At 56.3% G+C, this 12,659-nt stretch carries 12 protein-coding genes; 3 read left to right on the top strand and 9 right to left on the bottom strand.

Going from position 1 to position 12,659, the window contains the following annotated elements:
* Positions 1-384 precede the first annotated feature (384 nt).
* The 3 genes from QZ170_RS08650 to QZ170_RS08640 all read left to right on the top strand — a co-directional run bounded on the left by QZ170_RS08650 (position 385) and on the right by QZ170_RS08640 (position 3,346).
* Complete coding sequence (locus QZ170_RS08650; RefSeq protein ID WP_297179973.1) at positions 385-855, top strand: DUF6078 family protein; 471 nt, start codon at positions 385-387, stop codon at positions 853-855.
* Positions 856-1,214: 359 nt separating this feature from the next.
* Positions 1,215-2,201, top strand: a complete 987-nt coding sequence (locus QZ170_RS08645; RefSeq protein WP_297179970.1) for an adenine-specific methyltransferase EcoRI family protein — start codon at positions 1,215-1,217, stop codon at positions 2,199-2,201.
* An 11-nt stretch (positions 2,202-2,212) separates the two neighbouring features.
* A complete protein-coding gene (locus tag QZ170_RS08640) occupies positions 2,213-3,346 on the top strand; it encodes a DUF262 domain-containing protein (protein ID WP_297179968.1) in 1,134 nt (377 codons plus the stop codon).
* 168 nt (positions 3,347-3,514) lie between these two features.
* Here the strand turns inward: QZ170_RS08640 and QZ170_RS08635 are convergent, their stop codons facing one another.
* The 9 genes from QZ170_RS08635 to QZ170_RS08595 form a co-directional block, all read right to left on the bottom strand.
* The gene (locus QZ170_RS08635; RefSeq protein WP_297179965.1) at positions 3,515-4,264 is read right to left on the bottom strand and encodes a methyltransferase; all 750 of its coding nucleotides are present in this window, start codon (positions 4,262-4,264) and stop codon (positions 3,515-3,517) included.
* Between the two features lie 49 nt (positions 4,265-4,313).
* A complete protein-coding gene (locus tag QZ170_RS08630; RefSeq protein ID WP_297179962.1) occupies positions 4,314-5,729 on the bottom strand; it encodes an RNA methyltransferase RsmF in 1,416 nt (471 codons plus the stop codon).
* A 26-nt stretch (positions 5,730-5,755) separates the two neighbouring features.
* Entirely contained in the window at positions 5,756-6,469 is a 714-nt protein-coding gene (locus tag QZ170_RS08625; protein WP_297179959.1) for an SAM-dependent methyltransferase, read from the bottom strand.
* A 23-nt stretch (positions 6,470-6,492) separates the two neighbouring features.
* A complete protein-coding gene (locus tag QZ170_RS08620) occupies positions 6,493-7,641 on the bottom strand; it encodes a hypothetical protein (RefSeq protein WP_297179956.1) in 1,149 nt (382 codons plus the stop codon).
* A gap of 204 nt (positions 7,642-7,845) precedes the next feature.
* Positions 7,846-9,456 (bottom strand): ABC transporter ATP-binding protein, encoded by a 1,611-nt coding sequence (locus tag QZ170_RS08615; RefSeq protein ID WP_297179953.1) that lies wholly within the window; start codon positions 9,454-9,456, stop codon positions 7,846-7,848.
* Positions 9,457-9,458: 2 nt separating this feature from the next.
* Positions 9,459-10,601, bottom strand: coding sequence for a nucleotidyltransferase family protein (locus QZ170_RS08610; RefSeq protein WP_297179951.1), 1,143 nt, complete (start codon positions 10,599-10,601; stop codon positions 9,459-9,461).
* A complete protein-coding gene (locus tag QZ170_RS08605) occupies positions 10,598-10,864 on the bottom strand; it encodes a PqqD family protein (RefSeq protein WP_297179948.1) in 267 nt (88 codons plus the stop codon). Before QZ170_RS08605 ends, QZ170_RS08610 begins: the two co-directional genes overlap by 4 nt.
* 53 nt (positions 10,865-10,917) lie before the next feature.
* Positions 10,918-11,337: an RNA-binding S4 domain-containing protein gene (locus QZ170_RS08600; protein WP_297179945.1), complete on the bottom strand. Its 420-nt coding sequence runs from the start codon at positions 11,335-11,337 to the stop codon at positions 10,918-10,920.
* A 160-nt stretch (positions 11,338-11,497) separates the two neighbouring features.
* The coding region (locus QZ170_RS08595) for a DUF3078 domain-containing protein (RefSeq protein WP_297179942.1) at positions 11,498-12,659 on the bottom strand (1,162 nt) is incomplete at its 5' end.

Below are 12,659 nucleotides of genomic sequence, written 5' to 3'. Positions count from 1 at the left end.
CTGCAAAGGTAGTGCATTTCTCCCCATAGTTCCAAATCACAACGCAAATTCCCTCTATCCTCGCACGCGGGTACATTATTTATAGAGGTGCGAGGGTGACGCTGGGCGAAGCCCTCCGAAAGCCCCGAGTAAAGCCCTCCGACAAGGATAAAACAAGCCCATTTATCACACTGAGGAGAGCCCCTAGACGAAGTAGTAATGATCGCCTCTGTGTACACGCGTGTATACAACAGTGTACACGTGGGTACACAACTGTATACACACGTGTACACAAAACAGGATACGCTGAGAGCTCAAAAGCTGTACCTTTGAGGACGTGGAGTGCCCCCCGAGGGTATCCCACACCCTGTATTTATATTATTCACCATTATACTCTTCACTATCATGACCACAGAAGAATACCAGAGGCTAGACCTCGGCTACATCCATTGCGCAGGCGGAGACTGCACCCTCAGAGCACAGTGTGCCCGCCACCATGCCTACGAGCGAGCCCAAGAGAACGAACGGGCGCACTACACTACAGCCAATCTCGGAGCGATACGCCGTCAGGGCTCTTGTTCGCTCTACGAGGAGGGGCGTCGCCAGCGCTTGGCTTGGGGTATATCCCGCCTCTACGATGAACTTCGAGCTCCCGATGCCCGCTGGATAAGGCAGGTACTCCAGAGCTACCTCGGCCGAGGGGTCTACTACCACGTCCGCCAGCTAAGGCGTGCCCTCACACCCGAGGAGCAGGAGTACATCCGTGGACTCTTCGACGAGCGGGGCTATACCGACCTTCCCCTTGCCTTCGACCGCTACGAAGAGGTCTACACCAGCCTCACCCGCATCACCGACCGCAGGAGGCGAAGGCATTAACCCGTCCCCCCAAGGACGAGCCCGACGGCAGGGAATAATTAGGAGGCAACGGCTATTATCTATACCTTTGTCCTCGGAGCGAGGCAGTAGCGTCTGCACGTGTGCTCCATCTTCAGTACTAACATAGCGTTTGCTATTTATTCGGTAAGCACCTTCGAACCTCGAAAATTCTATAGACGCAATACTCGAATAAGTCGTGAACGCCTGCGCATAGCGTGGGCGTGACTTATCTCTTGTATTGCAGGTAGTTTCGAGGACCTGAAGGTGCAGAGAGGAGTGCGCCTGCGCTTCTTTTTGTACCTAGGTCTTTGATCTACCTGCACCGAGAGATAGCCAGCGCCTAATCACGCTATGCGCTTATGGCAAACAAGCAACTCACTGGGGCTAAGAAAGCCAAGAAAGATGAGTTCTATACGCAGCTTGTAGACATAGAGGCTGAGCTCAAGCACTATCGGGAGCACTTCAAGGGTAAGACAGTCCTCTGCAACTGCGACGATCCTCGGATGAGTAATTTCTTCTATTACTTCGTCCTGAACTTCCACGATCTGGGTCTCAAGAAGCTCATCACCACCTGCTACAAGAATCAAGATCCTAGCCTCTTCTCTGAGAGCACCTCTGAGCAGGCCGTCTACCTCGTGTATAAGGGAGAGGACATCGGGACACCTCCCGACCCTACCACAGCTGGGCTCGTATGCCCTTTACAGGGAGATGGTGACTTCCGCAGTGAAGAGTGCATAACCTTCCTTGAGGAGGCAGATATCGTGGTCACCAATCCCCCTTTTTCTCTCTTCCGAGAATATGTTGCTCTGCTAATCAAATATGATAAGAAGTTCATCATTATAGGACACCAAAACGGTATTACCTACAAGGAGGTATTCCCCCTTATTCTTCAAAATAAGATATGGTTAGGCTATGGTTTTCGGGGTAACGCAGGTTTCTTCATCAACCATGCATATGAGGACTATGCTAGCGCATCTTCACACAAAGAGGGGATGATTCGAGTTTCGGGGGTAACATGGTATACGAACCTAGATATACAGAAGCGACACGAGGAGCTCACCCTCTACAAGAAGTATAGCCCTGAGGAGTATCCCCACTACGACAACTATGATGCCATCAACGTGGATAAGACCACAGATATTCCCTGTGACTACGATGGGGTAATGGGCGTACCTATTACTTACCTCGATAAGCATAACCCTGACCAGTTCGAGATTCTTGATGCAAACGACTTCATTATCAAAGACCAAGCACCCAAGAAGCCACATGGACTGATAAAAGATAAAGATGGAAGTGTAAAGGGACGAATCGTATATGCCCGCATTCTCATCCGTAAACGCAAATAATCATCATACCTATGACCATTCAACTCGTACACATTAAAGTCCGAGACCTATTCAATGGGTATCAGGACAATGGGCTCGACGGTGTCGTCGCCTATGGAGGCAAGCTGGATGTACGTCCCGCCTACCAGCGTGAGTTCGTCTACAAGCCCGAACAGCAACAGGCCGTCATCGACACGGTAAGCAAGGGCTATCCACTGAACGTCATGTACTGGGCAGACCAAGGAGATGGGCACTATGAGCTCATCGATGGACAGCAGAGGACGCTATCCATCTGCACCTTCCTCAACAATGACTTTTCCTGCAAGGAGCTCTTTGGCTTTTCACGTCCACTGCAGTTCGGATCACTCCCCTCAAACCTACAGGCCAAGCTCCTCGACTATGAGCTCACCGTCTATATATGCGATGGGACAGAGAGCGAGAAGCTCGAGTGGTTCAAGACCATCAATATCGCAGGCGAGGAGCTTACCAATCAAGAGCTACGCAATGCGGTCTATAAAGGATCCTGGGTATCAGATGCCAAGCGCTACTTCAGCAAGACGGGCTGTGCCGCTTACGGGCTCGGGAGCAAGTACCTCAAGGGGACAGCTATCCGCCAGGACTACCTAGAGAGCGTGATCTACTGGTATGGAGACCAAGCAATGCCAAAGCTGGACATAGAGGAGTGCATGATGAAGCACCAGCACAAGCCCAATGCACAAGACCTCTGGGACTACTTCCAGCGGGTCATCGAATGGGTAGAGACGCTTTTCCCTACTTATCGGAAGGAGATGAAAGGCCTTCCCTGGGGGATTTACTACAACAGATACCACAAGAACTCCTACACCCCCATAGCTCTCGAGCAGGAGATCGCCACCCTGATGGCAGACGAAGATGTGACCAAGAAGAGCGGTATCTATAAGTACGTCCTAGAGAAGGCGATCGGGAACGACGACCCGAGTGTGCTCGGCATCCGAGCCTTCGGCGACAGCCAGAAGCGCACCATCTACGAGCAGCAGGGCGGGGTATGCCCCCACTGCGGGAAGAAGTTCGACTACGAGGAGATGGAGGGCGACCACATCACCCCTTGGAGCAAGGGAGGCAAGACCGAGCTAGCGAACCTACAGATGCTCTGCCAAGCCTGCAACCGCCGTAAGAGCAGTAAGTAGGCAACGATAACGGGCACACTCGCCTACCCCCCTGCACTTGGGGCAGGAGTAGCCCCCTAAATAAATAGCCAAGAGCGAGGGATTTACTTCTTCGCTCTTGGCTATTTATTTGCCCGCTTATCCGCTCCTAGGATAAAGGGTTTAGGGTATATGAGGATGGGGAAGTCGCTAGAGGTACTCTGGGAGGAGGTAGGGCTGCATCAGAGCTCGATAGGCAGGAGTTGAAGCCCCGTCCTTCCCGAGGAGCGTTAGATGCTCTGTGTGAGTAGGGACATAGTCCACCCCTACCCTTAGCCGACACCATAGGGTCAGCACCCGCACGAGTCGCCCCGGCACCGAATAGACATACACCAGCTCCGCTAGGCGAAGGAGCGACTCGACAGCACACTGCCTTAGGCTGGGGAGGGAAGAGGCTGGGGTAACGAGCGCTAGTGCCCCATGAGGGGTCAAGAGGCTCGGGGCGTAGGCTAGGAGTGTCTCGGGGGATAGCCCTTCGGCCTCGGAGTGACGAGCTAGACGACGTGCCCGATCAGTGGAGACCACCTCCTCGGGGTAAAAGGGAGGATTGGAGATGATTAGATCAAAGGGTGCAAAGGTGGAGCTACCCGCCAGCTCTCGAGCACGATCGAGGAAGGAGGCTTGGCGTAGCGTGAGACGAGTGGCGAAGGGTGAGGAGAGAAAGTTGGCCTGAGCCTCCCGAGCTGCAGACTCCTCCAGTTCCCAAGCCTCGATAAGTGCCTCGGGGTGTCGCTGAGCCTGCAGTAGGGCTAGAATACCCGTTCCCGTCCCGACATCCAGCACTCGCCTTAGCGGTCTCTGTGTATAGCGGAAGGGCCACGCCCCTAGGACTAGGGCATCCGTCCCGACCCTCTGTGCGGCCTGGTCATGCTGGATAGAGAATGCCTTGAGATGAAACATCGTGTCTACTAAGTCTTATCCAACTGAGGGGCGAAGGAACTCAAGAGAACTACTGTCCATTCGGAGCGAGGATCTGCTCGGGATGGCGTATGCGCCAGGGCTGGGGATAGAGGTTGTTGGATCTATTGCCTAGGTGCTTGACGAAGCCTAGGGCTAAGCCCCGATAGCGAACGAGGACAAAGCCCCTCGGTGTCCCCTCAGGTAAGGTGATCGCCTCACGAGCGAGGTAACGGATCGCCTCGGGATGGGTTAGCTCTACGGCTGGGAAAGCCTCGGGATCAAGCAACTCACTTAGAGCGAGGGCAGGCAAGGGAAGGAAGTCCCGACCCTTAGCCTCAGCGACCTGCACCCCCGAGGAGAGGATGGGCACACGCAGGGCACGTAGAGCATCGGTCAGAGCAGCGACCCGCTGAGGCAGGGCAACGAAGAGCCCCTCTGTGGGAGACTGCCAGTGGAGCGAGGGCAATGCCTCGGGACGAAGCCAAGCCTTGACAGCTTCGGGTATCTTGGTAGTCGTTGGCTTACCCTTGCCCTTTGCTGCTGGACGAGGAGTGGCATGTCCTTCGCCCTGTGAGGGCTTACGAACAAGTGCGAGGAAGAGCCCTTCGCCACGTAGACGGTGGGGCATCATCCGATAGCACGGATAGGAGCAGAGAGGGGAAGGGGTGACGATGGAGGGGAGCTCGGGTAGAGGAAGAGGCATGGCGCCTAGCTCCTCGACGAGGTAGCGTAGCTGGCTCTCGTCTTCCTGCTCACTATAGGTACAGGTACTATAGACCATGAGCCCGCCAGGACGAAGGGCAGGCCAGATATCCTCTAGGATACCCCGCTGACGCTCGGCACACTGCTGGACGAGGTCGGGAGACCACTGCTGACGAGCCTCCTCATCCTTGCGAAACATCCCTTCGCCCGAGCAAGGAGCATCGACGAGGATTAGGTCAAAGGCCTCCCGTAGCTGCCCAAGCATCTGAGGCTCTGCAGAGGTCACAATCGAAGAGGCACTCCCCCACTTCTGGATATTCTCCGTGAGTATCTGTGCCCGAGCCCGCATGATCTCATTGCTCACGAGTGCACTTCCCCGAGGGAGCAGATCCAGTAGGAGCGTACTCTTCCCCCCTGGCGCAGCGCAGAGATCGAGGGCATCGATCGGTTCGCCACCTAGGAGTGGGGCGATACAGCTCAGGAGCATCGACGAGGCTTCCTGCACGTAGTAGCCCCCAGCATGCCAGAGAGGATCAGCCGTGAAAGAGGGACGCTCCGATAGATAGAAGCCCAGGCCCCCCGACCAAGGCACAGCATCCTCTAGGACGAAGGGTAGGCTCTCCCGACAGGGCTTAGTACGACTAAGGCGCACAGAGACCGAGGGAGGAGTATCAAGCGTGTCAAGTAGACGATCCGCCTCCTCCGGCAGGAGCGAGCGGATCATCTGACAGAAGGCAGGATGCAGGGGCTGTCGTGTGGACATCTTAGCGAGCTATCGTATGAGCGGGACTATCTCCCGAGGAGGAAGATCGTGGGTACCTTATGGATATTGGGGATATTGCCCCGCCAAGCAGATATCTTCTTCGTCTGGAGGAGTGCGTCTGGAGAGGTCAGGGCAGAGGCGATACAGAGGAGGGTATCGGAGGAACAGACCTTGGCGATCTGCTCGACGAGCTGGACGTTGCGGTAGGGTGTCTCGATGAAGATCTGCGTCTCACCGAGCGTGCGTATACGCTGCTCCATAGCTCGGAGTGCATGCTGACGCTCGCCTTCGTCTATCGGCAGGTAACCACAGAAGGCAAAGCGCTGCCCATTGAAGCCCGACCCCATGAGCGCCATGAGGATAGAGCTCGGCCCCACGAGGGGAGCGACCGGTATCCCCCGACGCTGAGCCAGTGCTACCACGTCTGCGCCAGGATCAGCCACAGCAGGACAGCCCGCCTCGGAGATTACGCCCATAGGTTCGCCCGAGAGAGCTGGGGCGAGGTAGGTGCTGAGGACACTTGGGTCAGTATGCTTATTGAGCTCGTAGAAGGCCAGGGCGTCGATGTCCATTGACCGATCTACCGCCCTTAGGAAGCGACGGGCAGAACGCACATTCTCCACGATGAAGTGGCGAATAGGGCGGATGACAGAGGCATTATATTCGGGTAGGCAGGTAGCGTGCTCGACCTCCGCTAGAGGGACGGGGATGAGATAGAGCGTGCCGAGAGTCTGTGACATAGGGGTAGGGATGGGAGGAGAGATCATTGAACTGAGCCCCCAGAGCGCAGGCGATGGGCCAGTAGCACCGTCTGCTCCAGATAGGGGAGTTCCGCATGTAGATAGCTGGTGAAGGGCTCTTCGTAGAGGCGAGAGGTGACATGGTCGATCGGCCACCACTTCCCCTTGATCGGGAGGCAGTCGATCAGCAGGAGGCTGGGATCCTCGATCTCCACGGAGAAGAGGTATATGCTCAGAGGTTGTCCCCCGATGGTCTCGTGGTAATGCAGTAGGAAGCGAGGACGAGCACGGCGAATACCACAGAAGCGCAGGTCAATCAGTTCCTGTGCCACCTGCTCAGGCTGACAGCCCTCGGTAAGCCAAGCGATGAAGGGGGTATCGTAGCCCTCGGCCTGCGGTAGACGCTTACCCGAGTTCTGCTCTAGGTAGATCATTCGCTCCGTAGTAGCGATGAGACGGACGACGGGCAGACGCCCCTCCGTACTCACAGGTGTCGTCATCGGGACACGGCCGATGGTCTGCTGACGGTCATTCATCACGGGGATCCACACCTCCCGATGCAGACGCTTATTGACCCAGATGAGATGCAGGGTCTCCAGCAGGTACACTCCCCAAGCAAAGACAGCGATGAGGATAGAGGACACATAGCGGACATGAGACCAGTGTACGGGGCAGAGGCCTATATTGAGGAGGATAAAGAGCAGAGCAAGCAGGGAGAAGAGGACGAGGATACGCTCGAAGCGAAGACGCTCAGCCCTCAGGATACGTCCACGGACACACGTACACTGCTCTGTTGGGTTGGCTGGACGGGTAGCCCTCCGGTAGAGGAGGATAGCTAAGGCACTGATGAGGTAGCTCATGAGTAGGAGCGCCTGATGCCACAGAGCATGGGGGTAGAGCGCGCAGGAGACTAGGAGCAAGCCCCCCCAGACCAAAAGCACAAAAAGCGAACGCCCCACGACGGAGCGGTTCGTAGGCAACCACCCGAGCACCCACACCCCTACGATGCAGAGTGCCAACACCACAGCGACGATGCCCCAGGCCAGCGAAGGCGGGCACACCAGGCTCAGGGTCAGCCCGAGCGGGAAGGTGAAGAGCTCTGTGGGCAAAGGCAGACGCACGGCTCTCAGACGACGGCGAATCTGCTGTAGAGGGGTAAACTTCTTGCTCATGCACCCTTACAACACAATGCCTTAGGGCTAGGTTCACCCACTCCCCTTAGCCTCAGCCCATACTTAGGGCTCTGTATCCCCCTCATCAGAGTATACCGAGCGGGAACGAACGAGGACGGTGAAGACCCGCTAAACGAAGGCGGGGGAGCCCAGTGCCACACGAACGGCACTGGACTCCCCCGCTCCTAGGCTAGGTGATGAGGACTAGAGGCGAACGACGACATCACAGGCCGCCGCTACCTCGGGGTGATGAGTGATGAAGAGGATGAGTCGGTCACGAGCCTGCTCCCGAAGATAGGAGAGGAACTGCCGCTCGGTGTCTTGGTCTAGGGCGGAGGTGGCCTCGTCCAGCAGCAGGATCTTGCCCGGACGAAGGAGTGCTCGAGCAATAGCAATGCGCTGAGACTGTCCCTCGGAGAGCCCTACCCCTCGCTCCCCAATGAGAGTATCGAGCCCCAGCGGGAGGTCAAAGACGAAGTCTGCGACTGCGAGGCGAAGGACCTCACGGAGGCGATCATCCGAGGCACGTTCGTCGCCCAAGAGGAGGTTCTCACGGATCGTACCGCTGAAGAGCGAGCCTCCCTGAGGGACATAGACAAAGTTGCCCCTAGTCTCCTCCCCTACCCGATAGGAGGACGAGCCCTCTGAGAGGCGGATCGTCCCCTCAGTAGGCGTGATGAGCCCGAGTAGTAGCCGGAGCAGTGTGGTCTTGCCTGCCCCCGTACGCCCCATCAGAGCGACCATCTGCCCAGTACGTGCCGTGAAGCTAAAGTCCTCATAGACCCAATGCTCCCCGTCACTATAGCGGAAGCTCATATCCCGTACCTCTAGGGAGAGCTGCCCCGAGAGTAGGATACGTCGCCCCGTGTGCTCAGTCTTGAACTCTAGGAGGTTCACGAGACGGTCCAGCGAGGACTTGGAGGAGATCAGTAGGGGGAGATTAGAGATCAGCGAGGTCAAGGGCGACTGAATACGAGCGACCAGCTGTAGGAAGGAGGTCATCAGCCCAAAGGTAATCGCTCCAGCATAGAGCTCCCGTGCACTCCAGAGGAAGGCCACGATATAGCCACCCGAGAAGGCAGCCTGCATGATTAGGTTGGCAAAGACCGAGACGAAGGTCTGCCTCTTGAGGGAGCGAAGGTAGAGGTTATGGAGGAAGCTAAGGTTATCGATGGCCGTACCCTGACGCTCGAAGGTACGTATGACGGTCTGGTTCAGCAGACTCTCCTGTACGTGTGCTGTGATCTCACTCTCATGCTGCTTCATCTCGTCCGTGTAGCGACGCATACGCTTGTAGTAGAATTTCGCAAAGACTGCCAAGAAGGGCATCCCCACACCGAGGATGAGGGCCAGCGTCGGGCTGAAGTAATAGAGGAGACTGAGGGCCCCGAGCAGCTGCACAAGGGCAATGATGCTCGTGGGGAACACCACGACGAAGAAGGAGACAACACTCTCTGTGTCCTTGAGCATACGTACGACCATATCCCCACTATGCATCTTGCCTAGGCTTGCCCAGCGGGTATAGAGGAGGTGGGAGAAGACCTTGGCCTGCACCGCATTGCTCATGTGAGCGGCCGTATAGCCCGAGAGGCGTACGGAGCCTATCCGGCAGAGGACTTGTATAGCTAGGGTGATGACGAGGGCCGCGGCAAAGGCATGGATAGAGCCCCCTCGCTGGTGCGAGGCGATGTCAATGACACACTTGGAGAGCCAGATGAAGAAGAGGTTGGTCACCACTGTCCCCAGCCCAAGCAGGAGGATCAGCAGGATACTCCACTTATGCCCACGGAGGATGAAACGGACGAGGTCAAGCATCTCTAAAGCTTACGCAGACGGAGCATCAGATGGCCGATGATCGAGCCCCAGATAATACGGGAGGCATGGGTGGGAGCGATGGCGTGTAGGCGATGGGAGCGACGCGCCTTGAAGAGTAGCTTCCTCAGGTCAGTGAGCAGACGGCTACGTGCTCGGTCGGGGCGCTGACTAAAGCCAAAGTTGCCACTATGCAACACGTCCCGAATGATCTGGTCAGAGTAGGGATCCCGAGCCTGTAACCTAGGGAAGGGGAAGACCTCTGGAGAGACCTCTAGGTAAAGCTCCGCAGCCTGTGCGAAGAGCTGCATAGGATAGAGAATATCGAGGGCACGTGCTATACGCTCGATCTCTCGGGCATCCACCTCCTCCCTCAGACGGGTCATCAGTAGGATCCAGTCGGAATACTGACGAAAGCCTACCCCCCAATGGAGCCAATGGAAGAACATGTGGATGAAGGTATAGACGATATTGAGCTCGTGAGGTAGCGTCAGGAAGGTATTCCCCTCATAGCTAATCGGGACAAAGGTACCCTGCTCAGCAGCCTCCTGGACGAGGTGGTCGAAGAAGTCGTTGTACCTCTTGTAGTCAAAGAAGACCGCTCGTGCATGGTTCTCCACGATCGTCCGCTCGTAGGAGAAGGCAGTGTGCCCATAGCGCACCTCGGAGTCATCGTGTAGGTAGTAGCCCTTAGCCGTAAGCAAGGCATTGGCTCGCTCGTAGTCCCCAGGGCGATAGAAGAGGGTATCGAGGTCACCCCCTGTACGCAGCGAGGGGTCGGGATAGAAGAGGGCTAGCCCTAGCCCCTTGAGCAGGACAAAGGGCAGGTCATGGGTTCGATAGAGGTCAGAGAGGCGTCCTAGTGCCTTGGATAGGTACTTATTACCACGTCGTGTCAGCTCGATCTCTGAGAAGATGGTCAGACGTAGCGTACGGTCGGGAAGAGCCTCCTTGGGTAGGAGGAGTACCCGATCGCCTACAAAGGCAGAGACGGCATGAGCGATCATCAAGCGGTGGATACGCTCCCACGTCCCCGAGGCGAGACCGATAAAGGTCTCTGCCTGGGGGGGACGCCGGTGTAGAGCCGCCGTGAGGAGCTCTAGGAAGAGCTGCTCATGGTGGGACAGGGTGTCGTGTGCGGTACTCAACCTATTACCTTGGCCTCTTGGAGCATCCGGATCAGGCTCTCCACATCAGCGGTAGCCTGCTCCCTGCTTACTTCGTACCGCTCCGTAAGTAGATCGACCCAGTCCTCGGACGTGAAATCCTCGTCCCGGACGCTCTCGATGAGGTAGGCAGCACTATCGTTGAGGCTCACAGCCTGAGTATAGTCTAGGCTATCCTCCGTGCCTACGATCATGATGTACTCATCAGCTATCTTACGCAGCGAGATCTGGTCTTTTATTCTCATACTCTATTTGTCTTTAATCTACTTCATCGTCTTTACTATCACATGCGGATCTCTTAGTCCCAGTCCTCGTCCCAGTCGAAGAGCTCCATGCCCTCGGGCAGATCCTCGGCGAACTGGTCTAGGTCACGGCGATCCTTCTTCGTCGGGCGTCCCAGTCCCTTTGCTCGGTCTACGAAGCCAGAGACACGCTGTAGCTCTAGGAGCTCGTATTGCGCTTGTGGGGTGACGTTCTCCATGAACTCGGCGACCCGCTTTGCTCCGACCCTAGAGGCCAGGAGCTGGAGGACGCGGAAGGAGTATTCGATAGGAGGCTTGCGGACGGTGATGACCTCTCCTACACGGATGGTACGTGAGGGTTTGATGGTCACTCCGCCGATGGATACTCGACCCTTCTTGCAGGCTTCGGTTGCGATCGAACGAGTTTTGAAGACACGTACTGCCCAAAGCCACTTATCTACTCGAACCTCCTCCATCAACTTATTTTTATATCCGATTTATAGTGCAAATGTACATAATTATTAACTAAGATACACCGACCGGGCTCATTAGTCTATCCCCTATCTTCGAGTGGGAGGGAGTGCATCCAGAGTAGCCTGGGAGAGGGAGTGACATGCTCAAGGGGGCTCGGGGGGATCAAAGGCGATAGTTGAAGCCAAAGCTGAGGAGCTCGTTGTACTGTAGGTACTTGTTCCACGTCTTGGCTGGGCGGACGGCATCGTCGAAGCGGAGGTTGAGATTGAGCCGTGTAGAGAAGTATCGGGTCAGAGCCATATCGAGGGTATTCTCCCACTCCAGCTCGGTAGCCTGATAAGAGGTATTGAAGTAGAGGCGAGAGCTCCAGGTCATGTAGAGGTTGAGCTTCCACTCCCAGTTGGCACGGATCGTCGAGCCGAAGCGCTGGTACCAGGTCTTGTCGGGGGAGAGGCTGTGACGCCCGAGGTCGATATTACGATTGCTCGTCCCTCGGTAGGTATAGGAGAGCGGAGCGACGTTCACCGAGAGGTGGAAGAGGCGTCCGTAGACCTTCGTAGACTTCTTGGTAAGGTCATACTTGAGACCGAGACCGACGTTCACGGTGAAGGGAGCGAAGAAGTCCGACTGTAGGCTAGTCTTATTCTCCTGATAGGAGTGGAAGATCTGTGTGCGAAGCTCCCCGTCTAGAGTGTAGTAGATCTTGTGGAAGGCTCGGATACCATAGTTACTACGTAGGCGTAGCAGGTCATCGGCGATGCGGTAGCGATGTACGAGGTCTTTGTCGGCATTGTAGACGCTCAGCTTGCTCTCTAGCTCATTCTTCCACAGCACACGATCCTTGATATAGCTTAGGGATAGGTAGTTCCTCATGTAGAGATTGAGGTTAGAGGCGCCTCCCTTATACCAGTTGTCCGACACGCGGTTCTGGGAGAACTGTATGGTACTCTCTAGTCCTGGCACCCAGCTACGCTCACGGAGCTCTGCGTAGTCCCTCTTCTCTGGCAGGTAGATCGGGGCGGGTTTCGTGTCCTGGACATAGTTCTCTAGGGCTCGCTCTACCGACTCCCCACTAGGGGTAGCTAGGGCGAGGCTCTGAGTGGGCTGGTTGCCCTCTGTGGAGAAGTACCCAGGATAGAGCCTTACCGAGGAAGCCACGAACTGCCCGAGCAGAGATAGGGCAGCCTCCCGACGATACTCCTCACCTCTAGGCTGAGGTTGCTCCCGCAGACTACCTAGACGCTCTGGCGAGACCTCGATGGACAGACGAGGGCGCACCATCAGGGTCTTGGGTGGGGTCGGCCAGGGGCGGGGCATCAGGAGT

Origin of the sequence: uncultured Porphyromonas sp. (genome assembly GCF_905372525.1) — a bacterium.
GTDB lineage: Bacteria > Bacteroidota > Bacteroidia > Bacteroidales > Porphyromonadaceae > Porphyromonas.
Note: the sequence above shows the minus strand (reverse complement) of the source record. Positions and strands in the feature narration are given on the sequence as shown.

Coding starts and splice junctions, on each gene's coding strand:
- QZ170_RS08650 (WP_297179973.1), top strand. CDS start 385: ATGACCACAGAAGAATACCAGAGGCTAGACCTCGGCTACATCCATTGC.
- QZ170_RS08645 (WP_297179970.1), top strand. CDS start 1,215: ATGGCAAACAAGCAACTCACTGGGGCTAAGAAAGCCAAGAAAGATGAG.
- QZ170_RS08640 (WP_297179968.1), top strand. CDS start 2,213: ATGACCATTCAACTCGTACACATTAAAGTCCGAGACCTATTCAATGGG.
- QZ170_RS08635 (WP_297179965.1), bottom strand. CDS start 4,264: ATGTTTCATCTCAAGGCATTCTCTATCCAGCATGACCAGGCCGCACAG.
- QZ170_RS08630 (WP_297179962.1), bottom strand. CDS start 5,729: ATGTCCACACGACAGCCCCTGCATCCTGCCTTCTGTCAGATGATCCGC.
- QZ170_RS08625 (WP_297179959.1), bottom strand. CDS start 6,469: ATGTCACAGACTCTCGGCACGCTCTATCTCATCCCCGTCCCTCTAGCG.
- QZ170_RS08620 (WP_297179956.1), bottom strand. CDS start 7,641: ATGAGCAAGAAGTTTACCCCTCTACAGCAGATTCGCCGTCGTCTGAGA.
- QZ170_RS08615 (WP_297179953.1), bottom strand. CDS start 9,456: ATGCTTGACCTCGTCCGTTTCATCCTCCGTGGGCATAAGTGGAGTATC.
- QZ170_RS08605 (WP_297179948.1), bottom strand. CDS start 10,864: ATGAGAATAAAAGACCAGATCTCGCTGCGTAAGATAGCTGATGAGTAC.
- QZ170_RS08600 (WP_297179945.1), bottom strand. CDS start 11,337: ATGGAGGAGGTTCGAGTAGATAAGTGGCTTTGGGCAGTACGTGTCTTC.